The 20,549-nt window shown below is 36.2% G+C and carries 20 protein-coding genes; 13 read left to right on the top strand and 7 right to left on the bottom strand.

The features are described from left to right. Positions 1-66 precede the first annotated feature (66 nt). On the bottom strand, positions 67-669 hold the full coding sequence (locus WH267_RS08815; protein WP_340007451.1) for an FMN-dependent NADH-azoreductase: 603 nt from the start codon (positions 667-669) through the stop codon (positions 67-69). An 85-nt stretch (positions 670-754) separates the two neighbouring features. On the opposite strand from WH267_RS08815, the gene WH267_RS08810 reads away from it, so the two are divergent. The 10 genes from WH267_RS08810 to WH267_RS08765 all read left to right on the top strand — a co-directional run bounded on the left by WH267_RS08810 (position 755) and on the right by WH267_RS08765 (position 11,462). Next, positions 755-1,126, top strand: a complete 372-nt coding sequence (locus tag WH267_RS08810) for a winged helix-turn-helix transcriptional regulator (protein WP_340007450.1) — start codon at positions 755-757, stop codon at positions 1,124-1,126. 174 nt (positions 1,127-1,300) lie between these two features. After that, on the top strand, positions 1,301-2,029 hold the full coding sequence (locus tag WH267_RS08805; RefSeq protein WP_123319706.1) for a pirin family protein: 729 nt from the start codon (positions 1,301-1,303) through the stop codon (positions 2,027-2,029). A 98-nt stretch (positions 2,030-2,127) separates the two neighbouring features. Then, complete coding sequence (locus WH267_RS08800; protein ID WP_340007448.1) at positions 2,128-2,679, top strand: NADPH-dependent FMN reductase; 552 nt, start codon at positions 2,128-2,130, stop codon at positions 2,677-2,679. Between the two features lie 277 nt (positions 2,680-2,956). Beyond that, positions 2,957-3,949: a phosphoribosylformylglycinamidine cyclo-ligase gene (gene purM / locus WH267_RS08795; protein WP_340007446.1), complete on the top strand. Its 993-nt coding sequence runs from the start codon at positions 2,957-2,959 to the stop codon at positions 3,947-3,949. Positions 3,950-4,016: 67 nt separating this feature from the next. Continuing rightward, complete coding sequence (locus WH267_RS08790) at positions 4,017-4,433, top strand: hypothetical protein (RefSeq protein WP_340007444.1); 417 nt, start codon at positions 4,017-4,019, stop codon at positions 4,431-4,433. A 90-nt stretch (positions 4,434-4,523) separates the two neighbouring features. Further along, positions 4,524-5,087 carry a phosphoribosylglycinamide formyltransferase gene (purN, locus tag WH267_RS08785; protein ID WP_340007441.1) on the top strand — a complete coding sequence of 188 codons (564 nt, stop codon included), beginning with the start codon at positions 4,524-4,526 and terminating at the stop codon, positions 5,085-5,087. 150 nt (positions 5,088-5,237) lie between these two features. Beyond that, positions 5,238-6,755, top strand: coding sequence for a bifunctional phosphoribosylaminoimidazolecarboxamide formyltransferase/IMP cyclohydrolase (purH, locus tag WH267_RS08780; RefSeq protein WP_115971127.1), 1,518 nt, complete (start codon positions 5,238-5,240; stop codon positions 6,753-6,755). A gap of 89 nt (positions 6,756-6,844) precedes the next feature. Further along, entirely contained in the window at positions 6,845-8,083 is a 1,239-nt protein-coding gene (gene purD, locus WH267_RS08775) for a phosphoribosylamine--glycine ligase (RefSeq protein WP_123319701.1), read from the top strand. 162 nt (positions 8,084-8,245) lie between these two features. Beyond that, on the top strand, positions 8,246-9,775 hold the full coding sequence (guaA, locus tag WH267_RS08770) for a glutamine-hydrolyzing GMP synthase (protein WP_115971129.1): 1,530 nt from the start codon (positions 8,246-8,248) through the stop codon (positions 9,773-9,775). A gap of 178 nt (positions 9,776-9,953) precedes the next feature. Next, positions 9,954-11,462, top strand: a complete 1,509-nt coding sequence (locus tag WH267_RS08765) for a carbon-nitrogen hydrolase family protein (protein ID WP_115973852.1) — start codon at positions 9,954-9,956, stop codon at positions 11,460-11,462. 19 nt (positions 11,463-11,481) lie between these two features. On the opposite strand, the gene WH267_RS08760 is transcribed toward WH267_RS08765, so the two are convergent. Together WH267_RS08760 and WH267_RS08755 are read right to left on the bottom strand one after the other, a co-directional pair. Then, the gene (locus WH267_RS08760; protein WP_340007433.1) at positions 11,482-12,093 is read right to left on the bottom strand and encodes a class I SAM-dependent methyltransferase; all 612 of its coding nucleotides are present in this window, start codon (positions 12,091-12,093) and stop codon (positions 11,482-11,484) included. Between the two features lie 227 nt (positions 12,094-12,320). Then, complete coding sequence (locus tag WH267_RS08755; RefSeq protein WP_185018818.1) at positions 12,321-12,488, bottom strand: hypothetical protein; 168 nt, start codon at positions 12,486-12,488, stop codon at positions 12,321-12,323. Positions 12,489-12,887: 399 nt separating this feature from the next. On the opposite strand from WH267_RS08755, the gene WH267_RS08750 reads away from it, so the two are divergent. From WH267_RS08750 to WH267_RS08740, 3 genes are all read left to right on the top strand, one after another. Then, complete coding sequence (locus WH267_RS08750) at positions 12,888-14,537, top strand: ABC1 kinase family protein (protein WP_340007430.1); 1,650 nt, start codon at positions 12,888-12,890, stop codon at positions 14,535-14,537. A gap of 83 nt (positions 14,538-14,620) precedes the next feature. After that, a complete protein-coding gene (locus WH267_RS08745) occupies positions 14,621-15,130 on the top strand; it encodes a hypothetical protein (RefSeq protein ID WP_228455721.1) in 510 nt (169 codons plus the stop codon). A gap of 146 nt (positions 15,131-15,276) precedes the next feature. Continuing rightward, a complete protein-coding gene (locus WH267_RS08740; RefSeq protein ID WP_340007426.1) occupies positions 15,277-16,629 on the top strand; it encodes a DEAD/DEAH box helicase in 1,353 nt (450 codons plus the stop codon). Positions 16,630-16,805: 176 nt separating this feature from the next. On the opposite strand, the gene WH267_RS08735 is transcribed toward WH267_RS08740, so the two are convergent. The 4 genes from WH267_RS08735 to WH267_RS08720 form a co-directional block, all read right to left on the bottom strand. After that, a complete protein-coding gene (locus tag WH267_RS08735) occupies positions 16,806-17,771 on the bottom strand; it encodes a tetratricopeptide repeat protein (RefSeq protein WP_340007424.1) in 966 nt (321 codons plus the stop codon). A gap of 10 nt (positions 17,772-17,781) precedes the next feature. Further along, positions 17,782-18,438, bottom strand: a complete 657-nt coding sequence (locus tag WH267_RS08730; RefSeq protein ID WP_115973857.1) for a GDSL-type esterase/lipase family protein — start codon at positions 18,436-18,438, stop codon at positions 17,782-17,784. A gap of 65 nt (positions 18,439-18,503) precedes the next feature. After that, complete coding sequence (locus WH267_RS08725) at positions 18,504-18,977, bottom strand: lipocalin family protein (protein WP_115973858.1); 474 nt, start codon at positions 18,975-18,977, stop codon at positions 18,504-18,506. A 387-nt stretch (positions 18,978-19,364) separates the two neighbouring features. Then, entirely contained in the window at positions 19,365-20,528 is a 1,164-nt protein-coding gene (locus WH267_RS08720; RefSeq protein ID WP_340007421.1) for an iron-containing alcohol dehydrogenase, read from the bottom strand. Between the last annotated feature and the right edge of the window lie 21 nt (positions 20,529-20,549).

Genomic DNA, 20,549 nt, shown 5'->3' with positions numbered 1-20,549 from the left:
TTTCATATTTTAGATACCTTCCATTGGCTTTAGCTAAAACTTAACAGTATTCTCTATCTGTATTTATTATGCTAAAACCGTTTCAATCTCTGCAACTGTTTTTGATAAATTTTCCTCTCTTATTTCGGGAAGAGACATTCCCTCACTTCTGAATACCTCAATATCTGTAATCCCGATAAACCCCAGTAAGGTTCTTAAATAAGATTCCATCTGATCAATGATACCTTTATCTTCGTACACTCCGCCGATTGCAAAATTCAGATATACCTTTTTGTTTTTTAAAAGACCTTTCAGAACACCGTCAGCATAGGAAAATGTTTTCCCCGGAATCGAAATATGGTCAATCCATGACTTTAAAGTTGAAGGGAAACTGAAATTATAAAAAGGAACTCCAATAACAAGAATATCTGCCTCTTCAATTTCTTTTAAAGCCTGATCGGAATACTTTGAAGCTTCTTTCTGTTCATCATTTCTTTCTTCATGAGGGATTTCAAAAGATAAAAAATGCGTGGTTTGCATATGAGGAATAGGATCTGATGCCAGATCACGAACCATAACTTTACTGTCAGGATTTGTTTCTAATAATTGATTGATAACAACTTCAGAAAGTTGATTACTGGCAGAGTTTTCTCCGTTGATGCTTGTTTTAATATTTAAAATGGTAGTCATTTTTTGAATTTTTTGTTTTTACTGATGACAAAATTATTGTAAATTCACTTTCCAAAGTATAGCAGTTACCTAAAGGAAAGTGAAAATGGAAAAACAGAACAATCATAAAGAATGTTTACAGATCTTGAAACCAGTCCGTGATACACTGGATGTGATAAGCGGAAAATGGAAATTACTTATTATTGTTTCATTAAATGCAGGAAACAAACGTTTTACTGAAATTGAAAGGAGTATTCCGAAACTGACATCAAAAGTGTTGGCAAAAGAACTAAAAGAGCTTGAACAAAACGGTTTGGTGGAAAGAATCGTAAAAGACACCTATCCGGTGAGTATTGAATATTATTCCACCGCACATGCAAAAACTTTAACAACGGTGGTAGAATCTTTAAAAGACTGGGGAGAAAATCACCGTAAACATATCTTTGGAAGCCCTTTGGTAGCGAAGAATGAGGGATGATGACAGATTAAAAAAATAAAATTATAGATGTGAAAAATGAAATTTAATATTTTAAAAGATTTTTTTTATCGAAAAAAGAAAAAACAGTAGATCGGGCCCTATCTTCTTTCTTATCCTATATCAACTTTTTTCACTCTCACATCCCGTACATTTGTACCATAAATAATCACAGAAATGAAAACAGTATATCATAAAGCAGATTCAAGAGGCCATGCTAATCATGGTTGGTTAAACTCTTACCACACATTCAGTTTTGCAAACTATCAGAACAATGACAGAATGAACTTTGGAGTATTAAGAGTATTGAACGACGATACCGTGTCTCAGGGGATGGGATTCGGGACACACCCACACAGAGATATGGAAATTATTTCCATTCCTTTAGAAGGTGATTTGGAACACAAAGATTCAATGGGGACTACTGCGGTCATCAAAAAAGGCGAAATTCAGGTCATGAGTGCCGGAACCGGAGTGCAACATAGTGAATATAACAAAAATAAAGACGAAGAGGTAAAATTCTTACAGATCTGGGTTTTCCCAAAAGAGGTGGGTGTAGAGCCGAGATATGACCAGAAAAGCATCAAAGAAGGTGAGAAAATCAATGGATTCCAACAGATTCTATCTCCTAATAAAAATGATGACGGAGTCTGGATTCATCAGGACGCATGGTTTAACCTGGCGAACTTTAAAAAAGGAAACGGGAAAAACTATATGCTGAATAAAAAAGGAAACGGAGTTTACGCATTTGTTTTAAAAGGAAGTGCAAAAGTAGGAGACCGTGTACTTAATGAAAGAGACGGATTGGGAATCTGGGATACGCAAAGCTTTAATATCGAAGCAGTAGAAGATGCAGAAATATTATTGATGGAAGTCCCAATGGAATTACCGTCTTATCTTAAATAAAAAACTAAATTTGTATCCTTAAAAATTAAAAATAATATAGAAGCATCATTGGGAAATCCGGTTGATGCTTCTGTATAACTTAAAAATAAATACGATATATGAAGATCTTAGCAATAGCAGGAAGTAACTCAGAAGTTTCAATGAACAAGCAGTTGGTAGCTTATGTATCAACATTATTTGATAAAGCAGAAGTAGAAGTAATTGATTTAAATCCTTTCGAAATGCCAATCTATAAGCATGAAAGAGAATTAGCAGGTGGAGTTCCTCAGGAAGCTCATGATTTTGCAGCAAAAATTGATGGAGCAGATCTACTGTTGGTTTCTTTAGGGGAACATAACGGTACGTATTCTACAGCATTCAAAAATGTGTTCGACTGGGTGTCAAGAATCAAAGACAGAACCGTATGGAATGAAGTACCAATGCTATTGATGGCTACATCACCTGGAGGTAGAGGTGGAGCTGGAGTTTTGGAAGCAGCATCCAAGCGTTTCCCTTTTCACGGTGGAAATGTGGTGGAAACATTCTCGCTTCCTTTCTTCAATGATAACTTTGACAAAGCTGGGCAAAAGATTTCTAATGCAGAGAAAGACAGTGAATTAAAGGAAAAAGTAAAGAAGATTGCGGCTATTGAAACCATCCTTGAAAAATAGAATTTGAATATTCATTTAAAATTACTATTTTTGCAAAAAGAAAAGAGATGAAAATTCAGACCTCCTATAAACAATGTTTTTCTCATAAAGGGAAAATTGTGGGCTCTGAAATTCTGAGATAAAATAACGGCCGATAATCTGAAAAGATTGTCGGCTTTTTTGTTTTCTAAATTTGAAATAAAAAGTAAATTGAAATATAAAAGATAGTAAGGTGACAGACACCGGATCATCAATAGTCTGAGATCTGAAACATATTATCTAAAAAATCTAAGCAGACATGAGCAACACTTACAAATCAGCAGGAGTAGACAAAGAAGAAGGATACAAAACGGTTGACAAGATTAAAAAAGCAGTGGGTGAAACCCATAATTCCAATGTATTGAACCATTTGGGAAGCTTTGGTGCTTTCTACGAAATCGGTGGATACAAAAACCCAGTTCTTGTTTCAGGAACAGACGGGGTAGGAACTAAGCTGAAAGTAGCTTTGGATACCAAAAAATATGACTCTATCGGAGTAGACTGTTTCGCAATGTGTGCTAACGATATTCTTTGTCACGGGGCAAAACCTTTGTTCTTCTTAGATTATTTAGCTTGTGGAAAGCTGGATTCTGAAATTGCAGCAGAAATCGTTTTAGGAATGGTGAATGCCTGTAAAGATAACAACTGTGCACTAATCGGTGGAGAAACTGCTGAAATGCCGGGAATGTACCAGCCGGGTGATTATGATGTTGCAGGATTCTGTGTAGGAATCGTAGAAAAAGATCAGATCATTGATGGTTCAAACATTAAGGCAGGTAATAAAATTATCGCATTGCCAAGCTCAGGATTCCATTCTAACGGATTCTCTTTAGTAAGAAAAGTATTCCCGAACTTCGAAGAGGAGTTTGAAGGAAAACCATTATACGAAACCCTTTTAGTGCCAACAAGACTATATTTCAAAGATATTCATAAAGTATTGGAAGAAGTAAAAGTAGGTGGGATTGCTCACATTACAGGTGGTGGTCTTTACGAAAACGTTCCAAGAATCATTCCTGAAGGACTTTGTGCTTCTATTGACGGTTCCAAAATCAGAATTCCAAGTGTAATGCTTGAACTGGAGAAGAGAGGTGGAATTGCTCGTGAAGAAATGCACGGTACTTTCAACATGGGTGTAGGAATGGTAATCGTAGTAGATGCTGAACATGCTGAAAAAGTATTACACCTTTTAGATGATGCTTACGAAATCGGAGAAATCACTGAAGGAGCAGAGAAAATCAACATATCACTATAGTAATATAACAATCTAACAATCTAACAATTAAAATCATCGTTATATTGTTAGGCTGTTACCTTATAAAATGAAGAAAGCCTTCCGTTATTGTCTCATAATAATAGTACTCCTGGGAGTCGGATATTGGGGATTTAATAGCTGGAAACATAAAACATCTTTAGGAGAACTTATCACCATCGAAGCTACATTTATGCAATATGCCTGCGGAGACGAAAATGATGACGCCAAAGTTGAAAAAGTAAGCGACTCACGATATAACTTTTTATTAGGAAAAGATATAAATCCTGAAACAGAAAGCAGTCTTGATCCCATCGATTTTAAAGATTATTTTTATGATAATCGGACCGATCAATATTACATGACATATAGATTGAAAGGTCGTTTGGAACAAGATTCAAGATCAGGATGCAGTGATTCCGCTCCCAGATTTTATGTGGAGGAAATAGAAAGATTAGACGGAACTCACCGGGTAATAAAAAAATAAATTGAATAGATATCAGACAGGAAACTGAAAGATGTATTTAAAATAAAGCCCTGTCAAGGTTTTAAACCCTGACAAGGCTGCCAAAAAAATATGAAGAACATTGTTGTACTTGTATCCGGTTCAGGAACCAATTTGCAGAGAATCATTGATACGATTGAAGCTGGAGAAATTCAGAATGCAAAAGTAGCTTTGGTCGTGGCAGACAGAGAATGTTTCGGACTGGAAAGAGCAAAAAATCATAATATAAAAAACATACTGATTCCAAGAGGAAAGAATTTCAGCAGTGAATTGACTAACGTAATCCCACAAGATACAGATCTTATCGTATTGGCAGGATTCCTATCCATTTTAAAACCTGAATTCTGTGAAAACTGGAATGGTAAAATAATCAATATTCATCCGGCATTGCTTCCGAAATTCGGAGGAAAAGGAATGTGGGGAATGAACGTTCATAATGCAGTGATTGAGGCTAAAGAAGTAGAGAGTGGGGCAACAGTGCATTTTGTAACTCCGGGTATTGATGAAGGAGAAGCTATTCTTCAGAAATCTTTTGAAGTAACAGCAGAAGATACTCCGGAAACATTAGCTCAGAAAGTTCACCAGATTGAATATGAAATATTTCCGCTAGCGATCAATAAGGTCTTAGGGAATTAGTAATGAGTAAAATTCCCTTCCAGAGGAAGGGTGTCAAAAATTTTAATTTTTGACGGGATGGTTAAAAATCTAAGTAAAATAAAAAGTAACCCGGAGGTGAAAGACCCGGATACAGTTTGAAATAACTGTGAAAAGTAAAAATTGAAAGTAATGAGTAAAAAGAGAGTTTTAATCAGTGTTTCTGACAAAAGTGGATTAATTGAATTCGCACAGTTTTTGGAAGCTCAGAATTATGAGTTGATCTCCACAGGAGGAACGTTCAAACATTTGAAAGACGCTGGTTTAAATCCAATTCAGATTGATGAGGTAACCAATTTTCCTGAAATGTTGGACGGTAGAGTAAAAACTTTACACCCAAAAGTTCACGGTGGTTTGTTAGCGGTTCGTACCAACGAAGAGCACATGAAAACCGTTCAGGAGCACGGAATTGGTCTGATTGACATGGTAATCGTAAACCTTTATCCTTTCTTCGAAAACGTGAACAAAGACATTTCGTTACACGAGAAAGTAGAGTTTATCGATATCGGTGGTCCGTCTATGCTTCGTTCTGCAGCAAAAAACTTTGATTCTGTTACGGTAATTACTGATGTAGAAGATTATACAACGGTAAAAATCGAAATGGAACAAAACGGGGATACTTACATTGAAACCCGTAAGAAGCTTGCAGGAAAAGTATTCAACCTTACATCAGCTTATGATGCTGCTATTTCAAGAATGCTTTTAGATGAGGAATATCCAACGTATTTAAATGCATCTTACAAAAAAGTTTCTGATCTTAGATATGGCGAAAACCCTCACCAGTCAGCAGCTTACTACGTTTCTACTTTCGAGAACGGAGCAATGAAAGACTTCGAACAGCTTGGAGGTAAAGAACTTTCTTTCAACAACCTTCGTGATATGGACCTTTGCTGGAAAGTAGTCACTGAGTTCAAAGAAGAAATGGCTTGTTGTGCCGTAAAACACTCTACCCCTTGTGGAGTTGCGATAGGTACTTCAGCATTGGAAACATACCAGAAAACTTTCGAATGTGATCCGGTTTCTATTTTTGGCGGAATTGTTGCAATGAACTATAAGATTGATGCTGCAACAGCTGAAGAGCTAAACAAAACATTCCTTGAGATTGTAATGGCTCCGGATTTCGACGAAGAAGCTCTTGAAGTTTTAAGAAAAAAGAAAAACCTGAGAATCATCAAAATCGTAAACCCTGTTTCTGATAAAAAGACTTGGGTAAAAGTAGACGGTGGTATCCTGGTTCAGGATAATGATTTACATTTCTCTGATGATATCAAAGTAGTAACTGAAACTCAGCCTACTGAAGAACAGAAAAAAGCATTGCTTTTCTCTCAGAGAGTGGTAAAATATGTGAAATCTAATGCTATTGTTGTTTCCAATGGAATCCAGGCTTTCGGAATCGGAGGAGGACAGGTTAACAGAATCTGGGCTACACAGCAGGCAATCGAAAGAGCAAAAGAAAAATTCACAGGAGATTTAGTATTGGCATCTGATGCATTTTTTCCTTTCCGTGACGTAGTAGATTTCTGCGCTCAGGAAGGTATCAAAGCAATCATCCAGCCAGGAGGAAGTGTAAAAGATCAGGACAGCATTGAAGCTGCTAATGAGCACAAAATCCCAATGATGTTTACTGGGGTTAGACACTTTTTCCACTAATTAAAATAGAATTAAAAAATAATTTTGGATGGTAATTTTAACATCCAAAATTATATATTTGTAGAATAAGACTAGATAATAAATAAAGTATGAGAATATTAATCATAGGTGAAGGCGGTAGAGAATCTGCTTTAGCAGCAAAGCTTCAGAATGACCCGAGAATTTCTAAAATGTTTTTTGCTAACGGGAATGCTACTACCGATGCAATAGGGAAAAATGTTCATTTATCAGAAATCAAAGAACTTAGAGATTTCGCTATTAAAGAAAAGGTTGATTTAACGATCGTTGGACCGGAAGCACCATTGGTAGCTGGGATCAAAGATGAGTTTAAAAAGCATGATCTTAAAGTTTTCGGACCTACTCAGAAAGTAGCAAGCCTGGAAGGGAGCAAGGCTTTTTCTAAGAAATTTATGCAGACCTATGATATCAAGACAGCTAAAGCGGTAGTATTTGATTCATATAACGAAGCAAAAGAATATGTACAAACACAGCAGTATCCTTTAGTGATCAAGGCAAGTGGTTTAGCAGGTGGAAAAGGAGTTGTTATCTGTGATACCCTTGAAGAAGCTGAAGCTACTATCCACGACTTCATGATCAGAAGAATCTATGGAGATGCAGGAATCCGTTTGGTGATTGAAGAATATTTACAAGGTTTTGAAGCTTCTATCATTGCTTTCTCTAATGGTGAAAAACTTTTCCCATGTGTAGCTGCAAAAGATTATAAAAAAGCAGGAAACGGAGATACAGGACCCAATACAGGAGGAATGGGTTCAGTGGCACCAAGCCCGGAGTTTACTCAGGAGCACTACGCTGATTTTGAACAAAATATTTTAGAACCTACTATTAAAGGTCTTAAAGCAGAAGGATTCAGTTTCAAAGGAATCATTTTCTTCGGATTAATGGTAACTAAGAACGGAGCTTATCTTCTTGAATACAACATGAGATTCGGAGATCCTGAAACCCAGGTATTGATGGCGCTTATGGAAAACAACCTCTTAGATGTGATCCAGGACTGTATGGACGGAAAAGACATTGAGCTTAAGTTTAAAGACGAAAAAGCAGTTTGTCTTGTTATGTGTTCAGGTGGTTACCCAAGAAACATTGAAACAGGTTTCGAAATTACAGGAGAAGACAAAGTAAAACACAGTAAACTGTTATATGCAGGAGCTATCAAAAAAGGAGACAAAGTGGTTTCCAATGGAGGTAGAGTATTGAACATCGTAGCTACCGGAGCTACTTTCGATGATGCCCGCAAAAAAGTTTACGAAGACGCAGGACATGTACATTTCGATTACGGCTTCTACAGAGAAGACATCGGAAAGTTTTAATAAAAATCACGAGAAAAGATTTGGAGTCATTCCAAGTCTTTTTTTGTAAAACAGTTAATATTAGAAATAAGAGTTCAGATGCCAGATTCCAGACTTCAGACCCCCAAATCTGATATCTGTTGTTTGATATCTGATATCTTTCAAACAAATCAATTATCAAAAATGAACAACGGTATTATTATTTTAGATTTCGGATCCCAGTACAACCAGCTTATCGGAAGAAGAATCCGTGAGATGGGCGTGTACTCTGAAATCTTACCTTTCAATACACCTTTACAAGATATTTTAGCAAAACAGCCAAAAGGAATTATCCTTTCCGGAGGACCAAGTTCTGTAAACGCAGAAAATGCTCACCTGGTTGAAAAAGAATTGTATGAGCAGGGAGTTCCGGTTTTAGGAATTTGTTACGGAATGCAGATGACTGCTCACCTTTTAGGCGGAAAAGTAAATAAAGGAGAAAAAGGAGAATACGGAAAAGCCAGCCTTGAAATCGTTAAAGAAAGCTCTTTATTAAAAGGTGTGACTCAGAACTCTGTAGTTTGGATGAGTCACTTTGACGAAGTAGGTGAGTTACCTGCAGGTTTTGAATTAAACGCAAAATCAGGAGTTATTGCTTCCATTTCTAATGAAGACAAAAAAATATTCTGCGTTCAGTTTCACCCGGAAGTTTCCCATACGGAAGAAGGAGGAAAAATGCTTGAGAACTTCGTATTTGGAATCTGTAATTCAGAGAAAAACTGGAAACTGACGAACTATATTGAGAAAACAGTAGAAGAAATCCGTGAGAAAGTAGGGGATAACAAAGTGATCCTTGGTCTTTCAGGAGGTGTTGACTCTTCTGTAGCGGCAGTTTTGATCCATAAAGCAATCGGAGATCAGTTAACTTGTATTTTCGTAGATACAGGATTATTGAGAAAAGATGAAGGTAAGAAAGTAATGGATCAGTATGGAGAGCATTTCCATATGAACATTAAAATGGTGGATGCCAGAGAAAGATTCCTTTCAAAATTAGCTGGAGTAGATGATCCTGAAGCGAAGAGAAAGGCAATCGGAAATGAGTTTATCCATGTATTTGATGAAGAATCTCACAAAATTGAAGGGGCTAAATTCTTGGCTCAGGGAACCATTTACCCTGACGTTATCGAAAGCCAGTCTGTAAACGGACCATCTGCAGTAATCAAGTCTCACCATAATGTGGGCGGACTTCCTGAAGATATGGAATTCGAATTGTTAGAGCCATTAAGAGAGCTTTTCAAAGACGAAGTGAGAAGAGTAGGAGAAGAATTAGGAATTCCTCACCACATGGTATACAGACACCCTTTCCCAGGACCTGGATTAGGAATCAGAGTATTGGGGGCTGTAGATGCAGAAAAAGTAAGAATCCTTCAGGAAGCTGATGATATCTTCATCGAAGAACTATACAAAAACGACCTTTACGAAAAAGTATCCCAGGCTTTCGTAGTATTGCTTCCTGTAAAATCTGTAGGAGTAATGGGTGATGAAAGAACTTACGAATACACAGCAGTAGTTCGTTCTGCTAACACCATCGACTTTATGACGGCAACATGGAGCAGACTTCCTTATGAGTTCTTAGATACTGTGTCAAGCAGAATCATCAACGAAGTAAGAGGAATCAACAGAGTAGCTTACGATATTTCAAGCAAACCACCTGCAACGATTGAGTGGGAATAATTTTTGACTTGAATTTTAAATATAAATCCTGCCCGTTTGGGCAGGATTTTTTTGTTGGGAATTATTCTCAAATATGATTTTGGTCAAGGGATGATTACTTGTTAAAAAATCTATAACAGGACGTATCTATTGGGATTGTTCAGGTTATTTTTCCTAAATTTAAGTAAAATTACATCAAATGCAAATAGATACAAGACCCCTGAATGTTCAGGATTATGATGAACTGGCAGCAACAATGAAAAGGGCTTATCCACAAATGTCGGAATCCATATGGTCTAAAAAAAGTATAGAAAAACTCACAAGAATGTTTCCTGATGGGCAAATCTGTATTACGGTAGATGGAAAACTGGCTGCAGTAGCGCTTTCTATTATTGTAAATTATGACGAATTCGGTGACGATCATACCTATAGTGATATTACAGGAAATTATACCTTTAATACCCATACCTCAAAAGGAAATGTTTTATATGGAATAGAAGTTTTTGTAGACCCTGAATTCCGTGAACTGCGTTTGGGAAGAAGACTCTATGATGCCAGAAAGGAATTATGTGAACTTTTAAACTTGAAATCAATTATCCTGGGTGGAAGAATCCCGAATTATCACAAACACAGCCATGAGCTTTCTCCAAGAGAATATATCCGAAGAGTAAGAGATAAAGAGATTTATGATCCTGTGTTGTCTTTTCAGCTCTCCAATAATTTTCTGCCAATCAGGGTGTTAAAAAAATATCTTCCAGAAGATGAAGCGTCAAGAGAAAATGCAGTGCTTCTGCAATGGAACAATATTTACTACAGCAAAAACCCGAATACCATGCAGGACAGTATCATCCGTCTTGGATTGGTACAGTGGCAGATGAGGCATTTCAAAGATATAGAGGCCTTTTATGAACAGGTAGAGTTCTTTGTGAATGTAATGGGAGATTACAAGTCAGATTTCGTATTGTTTCCGGAGCTTTTCAATACACCATTGCTGGCGCCTTTCAATAACCTTTCAGAAAGAGACAGTATGATAGAGTTGGCAAAGCTTACTGAAGATATTAAAAAGAAAATTTCCGAACTGGCTATCAGCTATAATGTCAATATTATTTCCGGAAGTATGCCTGTTTTTGATAATGAGACTAATGATTTGTATAACGTAAGCTACCTTCTTCACCGTGATGGTCGTAAGGATGAATACAGAAAAATCCATATTACTCCGAACGAAAAGAGATATTATGGAATGAAAGGAGGAAATGAAATCAAAGTTTTCGATACAGACTGTGGTAAAATAGGACTCGTGATCTGCTATGACGTTGAATTCCCTGAATTGCCAAGAATTTTAGCTGACCAGGGCATGAAGATACTGTTTGTTCCTTATCTTACCGATACACAGAACGCTTATATGAGAGTGCGCCACTGTGCTGCAGCCAGAGCTATAGAAAATGAATGTTATGTTGCCATTGCAGGCTGTGTAGGAAATCTTCCGAAAGTAAATAATATGGATATCCAATTTGGACAGGCAGCTGTATTTACTCCCTCAGATTTTGCCTTTCCATCCAATGCAGTGAAAGGAGAGGCAACTCCTAATACGGAAATGACCTTAATTGTAGATGTAGACCTTAATTTATTGAAGGATCTTCATCACAACGGTTCCGTTCAGGTGATGAAAGACCGGAGAAAAGACCTTTATGAAACCTATCTTAAATAGAAATCTCAGGGTAATTTTTTCATTGGATTTTTTGAAATACTAGGCGTGACCAGATGACAGGCTCTTTTCCTGGAAGAAGACTGGGTTGTTTTTCGAGGGTTAAAAGAGCTTTCAGCCCAGTTTGTTCAGCCTGTTGTATGGTAGATATTGTACAAGTTGGGAAAATATGAGTTCCAACACCCGCAGGACCATTTCTTAAGCTAAGAGCAAGAATTCCTTTTTTTGTCAGAAGCTGTGAAACTTTTATCATTGAAAAATGCTGTTCTTCCGGGCTGAGGTGATGCCATACTCCAGATACCAGAATAAAATCAAACTTTACGTCAGGACTTAAAAACTTAAGTTCTGGCAATGCATCCTGAATCCAATTGATCCCAAAATTAGGATATAATTTTTTCCCTGCTTTAAAAAGAGCTTCAGATGGTTCTACAGCAGTCACTGAATGTCCCATAGCAGATAATACAGAAGAATCTTTACCTATTCCGGCCCCAAGATCAAGAATCCTGCTAGGGCTTTTTGGGATAAAGGGAATGAAATCGTGATGTAATTCTGTAAAGTCTATTGAAACTGTTGCTTCAATAAATTTGTCGAGAGCAGCGGTGTATCCTTCAGTTCCGGGAACTTTTAATTTCATAATAAAAACTAGTTTCTTGTAAAAATACAAAAGTGTAGATTTATTTCTGTTTTTTTATATGTATTCTGGGATATTATAACAGCAGGACAGTGCTCATAGGTATATAGTAAAATTTGGATTAAAACTATACTTAACACCTATTAAATAATAGAGTAGCGGAATTTAAATAACAAAACAGAATGCAAATGCATTCTGTTTTTATTTTACCTAAAATTTAAATGTGTATCTTATAAATACTGTGGGCAAACTACCGCAGGACAAATCATTCCCGGGCATTTTGGAAGTCCGTCAGTAGGACAGCACTGGTGAGAGCACTTACCACCGATAATAATTCCGCTTCCTGAAACATTTTTTAATTGTTCTCTTGAAAGTTTGCTGTTACGTAAATTTTTCATGTTGTAATACTTTTATTGGTTTGTTTTAAGTTTGTACTTCGTAAATATATAAAATATTATTATACGTAACATTGTTTCTTTATTATGCTTGTAAATAATAATGTAAAATGCTGATTATGTGATTATATTTTTAATCTCTTTATCGTGAATTTCTGTTTTTGTCTTAAATTCAGGACAGCAAACAGATTTGAAGACAGGAAGAATAAACACCTTAAAGAATAATTATACTCCGGTTTTCATCTTTCTGGAATATTTGATGAAAAGATATTCGGTAATTATACAACTACAAGTAACTTCCAGCCTCAAGCTTCCATCTTCCCCCTATTAACCTTTTATATTCAGTTTAAATTAGTATTAGGAACAGTTTTTGGAGTACATTGCACCTACTATTGATACACTATGTTTGACAAGCAGCAAAGAAAACTGAAAAGATCCGCAAGACTGATTTCCGTATTAAGCAAATACGGATTTAAAGATATTCTCGCAAGAATGAATGGCGGAAATAAGCAGGAAGATGTTTCCGGGAATTCAGATGAAATTATTTCCAAAGGAACCGTTTATGAAAGAATCAGATTGGCATTGGAAGAATTGGGACCTACTTTTGTAAAACTGGGACAGACTTTCAGTAACAGGGAAGATCTGCTGCCACCGGAACTGATTCAGGAGCTGCAAAAGTTGCAGGATAAGGTGGAAACGGTAGATATGGACGTGGAAGAAGCACTGGAAAGTGAATTCAATATTTCTGTGAAAGATCATTTTCTGGAAATCCAGAAAGAACCGCTGGCTACAGCCTCCATTGCACAGGTTTATAAAGCTGTTTTGCTGGACGGAAGTCCAGTCATTTTGAAACTTAGAAAACCAGACGTACAATCCGTTATTGAAGATGATTTACTGCTCATTAAAGATATTGAAAAAATAATTTCCGCCTATTCAGAAATAGGAGAGAAGCTGAATCTCAAACAGGCTATTTCCACTTTTGAAAGATCATTATTGGAAGAAGTTTCTTTGACGAATGAAAGAAATAATATCCAGCAGTTTCGCCTGAATTTTAAGAATAACAAAGAAACCTATGTTCCTAAAATTTACGAAGACTATTCCAATAACAATATTCTTTGTATGGAGTTCATCGATGGTATAAAGGTAACTGATAAATCTGTTCTTCTGGCTAATGGTATTGATCCTGTAAAAGTTTCTGAAGCAGGATTAAGACTCTTTGTTTCCCAGATTTTAGACTATGGTTTCTTTCATGCTGATCCGCATGCAGGGAATATTTTAGTGAAAAAAGATGGGAAAATTGTCTTTATTGATTTTGGAGCCGTTGGAAAAATCCAGCCCAACGATAAGGAAATCCTTGAAAACCTGATCGTAAGTTTTGTTTCTAAAAATCCACACAAAATTGTCCGTTATCTCAAAAAAATGGCGATTAGCTATGAAATCCCAGATGAAAGACGATTTGAAAATGATGTGGAAGATATTCTGAATTTTGTTCACAGTTCCTCATTACAGGAGATTAATGTTCAGGTTATTATCAATAAGATGAAGGATATTTTAAAGGATAACAGATTGTACATGCCAGATTATTTCTACCTTTTATTTAAGGGAATCAGCCTGATAGAAGGAGTGGGGAGAAATATTAACCCGGATCTGGATATTGTCAAAAGCCTTCACCCTTACACTAAAAAGATTTTTACCAAGAAAATAAGTCCGAAGAACCTTTTGAAAACAGGAATGGACCGGATGATGAATTTTACGGATAATGTGGATGAAATTCCAAAAGAACTCCGCTCTGTACTTCAAAAACTGGATGAAAATAAATTTACGGTCTCCAGTGAGATCAAAAATATTGAAAAGACAAACCAGCTGATAAAATCCAGTGTGATTAACCTGATTTTAGCCATGATTTTAGGAGCAAATATTATTGCAACAGCCATTGTTTTTTCTTCAGAATCCGGACCAAGAATAGGAGAGCTGTCTGTGGTTGCGGTTTTAGGTTTCGTTTTTTCAATTATTTTAATATTAATACTTTTGTTGAGAGTAACAAGGAAATAGCAGGTTATAAGATTCGGGATTTTAGATTATATATTTTCTATACCTAGAATCTTACCTCCAAAACTTCGCCCCAAAATATAACAATGAAAAAACTAATGATACCTATTATGCTTTTCTGTGGCATATTTGCTATGGCTCAGGAAGGAACTGAAGAGAAAACTCAAGGAGATTTTGACGGAAACGGAACAAAGGAATATGTCTATGCTAAGGTCAGTGATTGTACTGATGAATGTGATGGAAAATGTGATACCACGATGTATTTCAGTGATAAAAATATAAAGCCGTTCACTATTTCGATGGCTAAAGGGGGAGCTTTATACAATCTGGGAGATCTTAACAATGACGGAAAGGACGAGATTGGTTTTTATCCCAATTGGTGTACAAGCTGCTGGCATTCTTTCTACGTTTACACATTAAGCAAAACAGAATGGAAACTGCTCGTAGATCCTATTTCCACACATTGCAACCAGTGGGAAGAAGACAAGTTTCCAATTAAAAAAGATCCTAAAAAGAAAGGAAATGTTATCATCACTACCAGTGAATGGAAAGATGATGATATTAAAATAAGCAGTAAAAGCGTAAAGGTTAACTGATGAGGTTAAGGCTCAAAGTATAAAGCTGAAGGTTTTGGGCTCAGTTCTCAGGCTTTCACTCTTTTGATCTGGGATTCCTGTCTTTGCCATCGGTCATCTCAAAAACCCGATTTTACATTCTACATATTAATACTTATCTTTGCAAAATGGAAAAACTCACTTTTGCAGATTTTGACCTACCGGTTAAAGTTCTTGATGTTTTAGCAGATTTAGAATTATTTGAGCCTACTCCCATTCAGGAGAAGAGTTTAAAGCCAATCCTTTCTGGAAGAGATGTAATGGGAATTGCACAAACCGGAACAGGGAAAACCCTGGCTTATCTTTTACCCGTTCTGAAGACTTGGAAATACAGTAAAACTGGAAATCCAACTGTTTTGGTACTGGTTCCTACAAGAGAATTGGTAGTACAGGTGACGGAAATTCTTGAGACACTGACTGAAAATATTACCGCAAGAGTTATCGGAATATATGGTGGTAAAAACATCAATACACAGAAACTTTTATTCAATGATGGTTGTGACATTTTAGTAGGAACACCGGGTAGGGTGATGGACCTTTCCATAGACAATGCTATTTCCCTTAAAGAAGTTCAGAAGCTTATCATTGATGAATTTGATGAAATGCTGAACCTTGGTTTCAGACCACAGCTGACTCACATTTTCGAAATGATGAAAGAAAAGAGACAGAATATCCTTTTCTCTGCAACGATGACAGAAGCTGTAGATGATATGCTGGATGAGTATTTCGCAAGTCCTGTAGAAATTTCATTGGCAAAATCAGGAACTCCGCTTGAAAAGATCGAGCAGACTGCTTATAAAGTTGAGAATTTCAATACCAAGATCAACCTTCTTGAACATTTACTGAAGAGTAACACAGACATGTCTAAAGTGTTGATTTTTAATAATAATAAAAAACATGCAGATCTTCTTTTCACTAAGATCGATGAGCTTTTCCCTGAACAGTTTGATGTGATTCACTCCAATAAGTCTCAAAACTACAGGCTTAAGGCGATGAAGAGCTTTGAAAACGAAGAAATCAGAGGTCTTATTACTACCGATGTAATGGCGAGAGGTCTTGATATTTCAAACATTACTCACGTTATCAACTTTGAAACTCCTGATATTCCTGAACAGTATATTCACAGAATCGGTAGAACCGGTAGAGCTGATAAAGAAGGTAAGGCAATAACTTTTGTTACTAAAAAAGAAGAGCCTTTAATTCTTGATATCGAGCTTTTGATGGATAAAGATTTAAAGTTTTATGACTTCCCTGAAGAGGTTAAAATTAATCCAAACAAAATTGCTTCTGAGAAAGATGAGGTAATAATGAAGAACCCGGCTCAGGTAAAACTGAATGATGGAGGAGGCGCTTTCCATGAGAAAAAAGCCAAGAATACAAAAGAAAACTGGGGTGGGCCTTCAAAAAGAAAAGCACCTAAGAAATTTGGGGCTAACAGAGCACAGCAAAAATCAATTTCTAAATCGAAGAAAAAGAAATAATAAAAAAACGATTCCTGATATGGGAATCGTTTTTTTTATCAGTTTTGTTGATTGCAGTAAAGGTTGATGTTTTTCGTCCTCCTCCTCTTCCAGTCTTCAGATTTGTAGTAATGCGTGACGTTTTTAGATTTCTTCAGCCTTATTATAAATCAGCAGATTTTGGGAAGCTTTCATTTTTACTCGAAGTCAATTTTATTATTTTTCAAAATTTCTTTAAACTTATCCACCTTATTTTCCTCTTTCATACTTTTGTAGATATGACCTATTATTGTTTCTGCATCAGAGCGGTAAGGTGATTTCTGCTCAGTATAGATCCTGTAAGCTTTGCAGATATAATCAAGTCCTTTTTCGCTGTTTTTCAAATAAGAAAAATAGGTTTGTCCCATTCCATAATAAACTTCCGGATCTCCGGGATACACTTTATCCAAATCATTATAAGCATCAATAGCCTTTTGGTATTCCTTTTTATAAATATAGGTCATTGCTATATTCTGTAAAGGCATTTTACCTTTTGGATCAATAGCCAAAGACTGTTTATAAGCATTCAGTGCTTTATCATATTCACCAACTCTTCTATAGCAAATCCCAAGATTATCCCAGGCATATATGAATTTTGAATCAGTCTTTACAGCTTGCTCGTAATTTTGAATAGCTTCCTTCCAGTTTTCCTTTTTTGAAGCTTCAACTGCTTTCTGATAGAAATCAACTGCAACTTCATTTTTTGAAAACTTGTCATAATTGGTTTCTGTAGTTTTTGTAGCCTTCTTTACACTTTCACAGTTTTGCATCAGATAGCGTTCCAGTTTATTGTAGTTGTCTATATACTGTTTTGAGTTCTTATCGGAATTAAAAGTCAGGTTAATCTGCTTTTTCCCATTCACCTCAGGTGCTGTTTCTGAAAGCTTTTCTGCTCCTGACAAGAGGGATGATAGCTGAAGAGCTCCAGTGTATTTATCAATACATTCATGAACATCTTTTATAATATCTTCCTTTTTCCGGTTAGACAAAGCAATAGAATCAGCACACTTACATGCATTCTCCGAAAGTTCCTGAATAATCTTTTTTTCATCAAGTTTTTCTTGAGAAAACGAAAGAGAAAATGGTAAAATAAAAAGTAAAATGGTTATTGTTTTTTTTATCATAGGATTGGGTTTATTTCATATAAGGAGTCATCACCTTAGTCCAGATCTGATAGCCTTCCGGTTTAAAGTGGAGCATATCTTCCACAAAAATATCTTTTCTTACCCTTCCGTTAGCATCTTCCATTGCTTTGGTTACATCTATAAACTCAGAATGTGGCTGCTTTTTCATAAAAGCTTCAATCCTGGCATTGGCTTCTTTGATCTGAGGCCAAAGGACTTCTCTGCTGGGGGAGTATTTCATTGAAATATAATCCACCTCAATATTAGGAAATCGTTCACGTATTTTTTTGTAGAAGCTTTTGTATCTTTTTACTACTTTTTGTGCCTTCAGCTGATGGTTATCAGCGAAGTCATTTTCTCCACAATAGATAATAATCTGCTTAGGCTGATACGGGGAGAGCAGGTCATTCGCAAAATAATTAAGATCTGTAAGTCTGGAACCTCCGAACCCTCTGTTGATGATGGTTTTAGTAGGGAAATAATCCGCTACATCAGTCCATTTGGTAAAAGATGAGCTTCCTATTAATAAAATAGCATTTTGAGGGGGTGGTTTTTGTTGATCTTGTTTTTTGAATTCCTGGATGTCATGCCAGAACATTGGTTTTTTTTCCTGTGAAAAGGCAATAATAAAACACAGCAATAGAAATGCTGATAGAATCTTCTTCATTATATTCAGTTTTAAAATTTGAGATAAAAGTAATAAAAAACTCCCGATCAACGGGAGTTTAGGTTTTATCTTTTGTAAGTAATGTAAGTGATGTCTATAATCTTGTCTCCATCCTTATCATAGTTGCCGGTTTGCTGTACCAGTCTAAGTTCCGTATTAGTCAGCATATCAACTTTGAAACTCATATTTTCAACATCTTCTCCGCTAAGCTGGATGTTGAGAAGTTTAGAATCTGTATTATAAGTATATTTGCCTTCATTTTTAGCGGCAAACTGGCAATTGGTACCATCTGGATTTCCATCATAAGCAGTATAGCTTACATAATAGTCTGTTCTGAAAAAAAGGATATTGTTAGCACTGCATCCTTCCGGAGTTGTCGTTTCAAGCACAGTTTTATTATCTTTTCCTGAAATAATTTCTGTCTTTACTTCTTTCCAATCCCCTTTCATAATGTCCATTTCATAGGCTGTAAGGTTATCGTCATTACAAGAAGTAAGTGCCAGAGCTGAAAAGGCAAATAAAAGTAGCTGTTTTTTCATTTTCACAAATTTAAGAATATGCTAAAATATAAATAAATTTGAAATATAAGTAATGAAATGATCTTTTTTTAAACGAATGTTTATGGATAAGAAGAAAGAGTAATAGAGGAATTAAAAAATAAGAGATTGGGAATTATTTGTAAAAGATAAAAGATCTTGTCGTTGAACAATTATTATCCTATATGCATATCCGTTTGTATATGAATATCAATAGGGGTGGGCTTTAGCTCAGCCTTTTCATAAATGGCAATTATTCATACGGATATCAAAATCAATTAGAGCGGGCTAAAGCCCGCTCTAATTATAAAATTTATATTCATATGGCTTTAGCCAAAATTCAAAATATGTACTTCAATTCAAAACTTTAAATCTTGAGCTCAAAAACCTCTAGTAGCTCATTTCTACAATTTTAGAAGCATCCTGAGGAGTTAGTTTTTTATACTCCCCAAGGCCTATCCAGTTTCTGTCTGTAAAAGCTTTCTCCACTTTTTCAGCAGTTCCTTTATAATCTTCGGTATATTCAGAAAGTCTGGTCTTGATATGAAGGCTGTGGAAGAACTCTTCAAGTTTTTTGATTCCCAGCTCCGCTTTTTCTTCAATACTTCCGTCTTTAATTCCCCATACTCTTTCAGCATATTGGGCCAATTTTCCTTTTTTATCGTCAAAATTATAACGGTAGTGGGAAGGAGCGATGATTGCTAGTGTTCTTGCGTGATCAATACCGAAATATGCTGTCAGTTCATGGCCCATAGCATGTACAGCCCAGTCTGTAATAACTCCTTTCTGAATCAGTCCGTTTAATGCCATAGTACAACACCACATAAAGTTTCCGGCAGCGTCATAATTGAAGTCATCTGCTAATACTTTAGGAGCCGTTTCCTGAAGGCTGATTAAGATACTTTCTGCAATTCTTTCCTGAAGATCAGCAGAAGACGGAGCCGTCATATATTGCTCCAATACATGAGTATAGGCATCAGTAATTCCGTTTACAATCTGATTTTTAGGAATGGATCTGATTACTTCAGGGTCCAAAACAGAGAATTGCGGAAAAAGTCCAGGTCCTCCTGAAGAAAGCTTTTCATTAGTTTCTCTTCTTGAGATCACGTATCCTGAATTCATTTCCGATCCGGTTGCAGGAAGCGTTAGGATACTGCCGAATGGCATGCCTTCACCTTCAAAGGTTCTCACTTGTTTTCTCAGAATATCCCAAGGCTCACCATTATAATTGGCTGCAGCAGAGATGAACTTAGTTCCGTCAATCACAGATCCCCCGCCTACAGCAAGAAGATAATTGATGTTTTTTTCTTTGATAAAACTGAGTGCATTTATCAAAACTTCATATTCAGGATTGGCAGGAACACCACCGAATTCGTAAAGCTCGTGGTCTTTTAAAGCTTCTTTTACCTGATCATAGACCCCATTATTTTTTATGCTTCCACCTCCATAGATCATTAATATTTTAGCATCCTTAGGGATTTCATTGGAAATTTTAGCGATTTCTCCTTTTCCGAAAAGTATTTTGGTCGGATTTTTAAACTCGAAATTAAGCATTGTTCTAAATTTATTTAACCC

The sequence above is a fragment of the Chryseobacterium sp. MYb328 genome (genome assembly GCF_037572595.1).
Lineage (GTDB): Bacteria > Bacteroidota > Bacteroidia > Flavobacteriales > Weeksellaceae > Chryseobacterium > Chryseobacterium pennae.
The sequence above is the reverse complement of the archived record's forward strand: the minus strand, read 5'-3'. Positions and strand labels throughout refer to the sequence as shown.

Excerpts from the sequence above, each read along its gene's own strand:
- WH267_RS08800 (WP_340007448.1), top strand. The coding sequence starts at position 2,128 with ATGAAGATCTTAGCAATAGCAGGAAGTAACTCAGAAGTTTCAATGAAC.
- WH267_RS08725 (WP_115973858.1), bottom strand. The coding sequence starts at position 18,977 with ATGAAAAAACAGCTACTTTTATTTGCCTTTTCAGCTCTGGCACTTACT.
- purD (WP_123319701.1), top strand. The coding sequence starts at position 6,845 with ATGAGAATATTAATCATAGGTGAAGGCGGTAGAGAATCTGCTTTAGCA.
- WH267_RS08750 (WP_340007430.1), top strand. The coding sequence starts at position 12,888 with ATGTTTGACAAGCAGCAAAGAAAACTGAAAAGATCCGCAAGACTGATT.
- WH267_RS08755 (WP_185018818.1), bottom strand. The coding sequence starts at position 12,488 with ATGAAAAATTTACGTAACAGCAAACTTTCAAGAGAACAATTAAAAAAT.
- WH267_RS08720 (WP_340007421.1), bottom strand. The coding sequence starts at position 20,528 with ATGCTTAATTTCGAGTTTAAAAATCCGACCAAAATACTTTTCGGAAAA.
- purM (WP_340007446.1), top strand. The coding sequence starts at position 2,957 with ATGAGCAACACTTACAAATCAGCAGGAGTAGACAAAGAAGAAGGATAC.
- purN (WP_340007441.1), top strand. The coding sequence starts at position 4,524 with ATGAAGAACATTGTTGTACTTGTATCCGGTTCAGGAACCAATTTGCAG.
- WH267_RS08735 (WP_340007424.1), bottom strand. The coding sequence starts at position 17,771 with ATGATAAAAAAAACAATAACCATTTTACTTTTTATTTTACCATTTTCT.
- WH267_RS08805 (WP_123319706.1), top strand. The coding sequence starts at position 1,301 with ATGAAAACAGTATATCATAAAGCAGATTCAAGAGGCCATGCTAATCAT.
- WH267_RS08815 (WP_340007451.1), bottom strand. The coding sequence starts at position 669 with ATGACTACCATTTTAAATATTAAAACAAGCATCAACGGAGAAAACTCT.
- WH267_RS08790 (WP_340007444.1), top strand. The coding sequence starts at position 4,017 with ATGAAGAAAGCCTTCCGTTATTGTCTCATAATAATAGTACTCCTGGGA.
- WH267_RS08765 (WP_115973852.1), top strand. The coding sequence starts at position 9,954 with ATGCAAATAGATACAAGACCCCTGAATGTTCAGGATTATGATGAACTG.
- WH267_RS08730 (WP_115973857.1), bottom strand. The coding sequence starts at position 18,438 with ATGAAGAAGATTCTATCAGCATTTCTATTGCTGTGTTTTATTATTGCC.
- guaA (WP_115971129.1), top strand. The coding sequence starts at position 8,246 with ATGAACAACGGTATTATTATTTTAGATTTCGGATCCCAGTACAACCAG.
- WH267_RS08740 (WP_340007426.1), top strand. The coding sequence starts at position 15,277 with ATGGAAAAACTCACTTTTGCAGATTTTGACCTACCGGTTAAAGTTCTT.
- WH267_RS08760 (WP_340007433.1), bottom strand. The coding sequence starts at position 12,093 with ATGAAATTAAAAGTTCCCGGAACTGAAGGATACACCGCTGCTCTCGAC.
- WH267_RS08745 (WP_228455721.1), top strand. The coding sequence starts at position 14,621 with ATGAAAAAACTAATGATACCTATTATGCTTTTCTGTGGCATATTTGCT.
- WH267_RS08810 (WP_340007450.1), top strand. The coding sequence starts at position 755 with ATGGAAAAACAGAACAATCATAAAGAATGTTTACAGATCTTGAAACCA.
- purH (WP_115971127.1), top strand. The coding sequence starts at position 5,238 with ATGAGTAAAAAGAGAGTTTTAATCAGTGTTTCTGACAAAAGTGGATTA.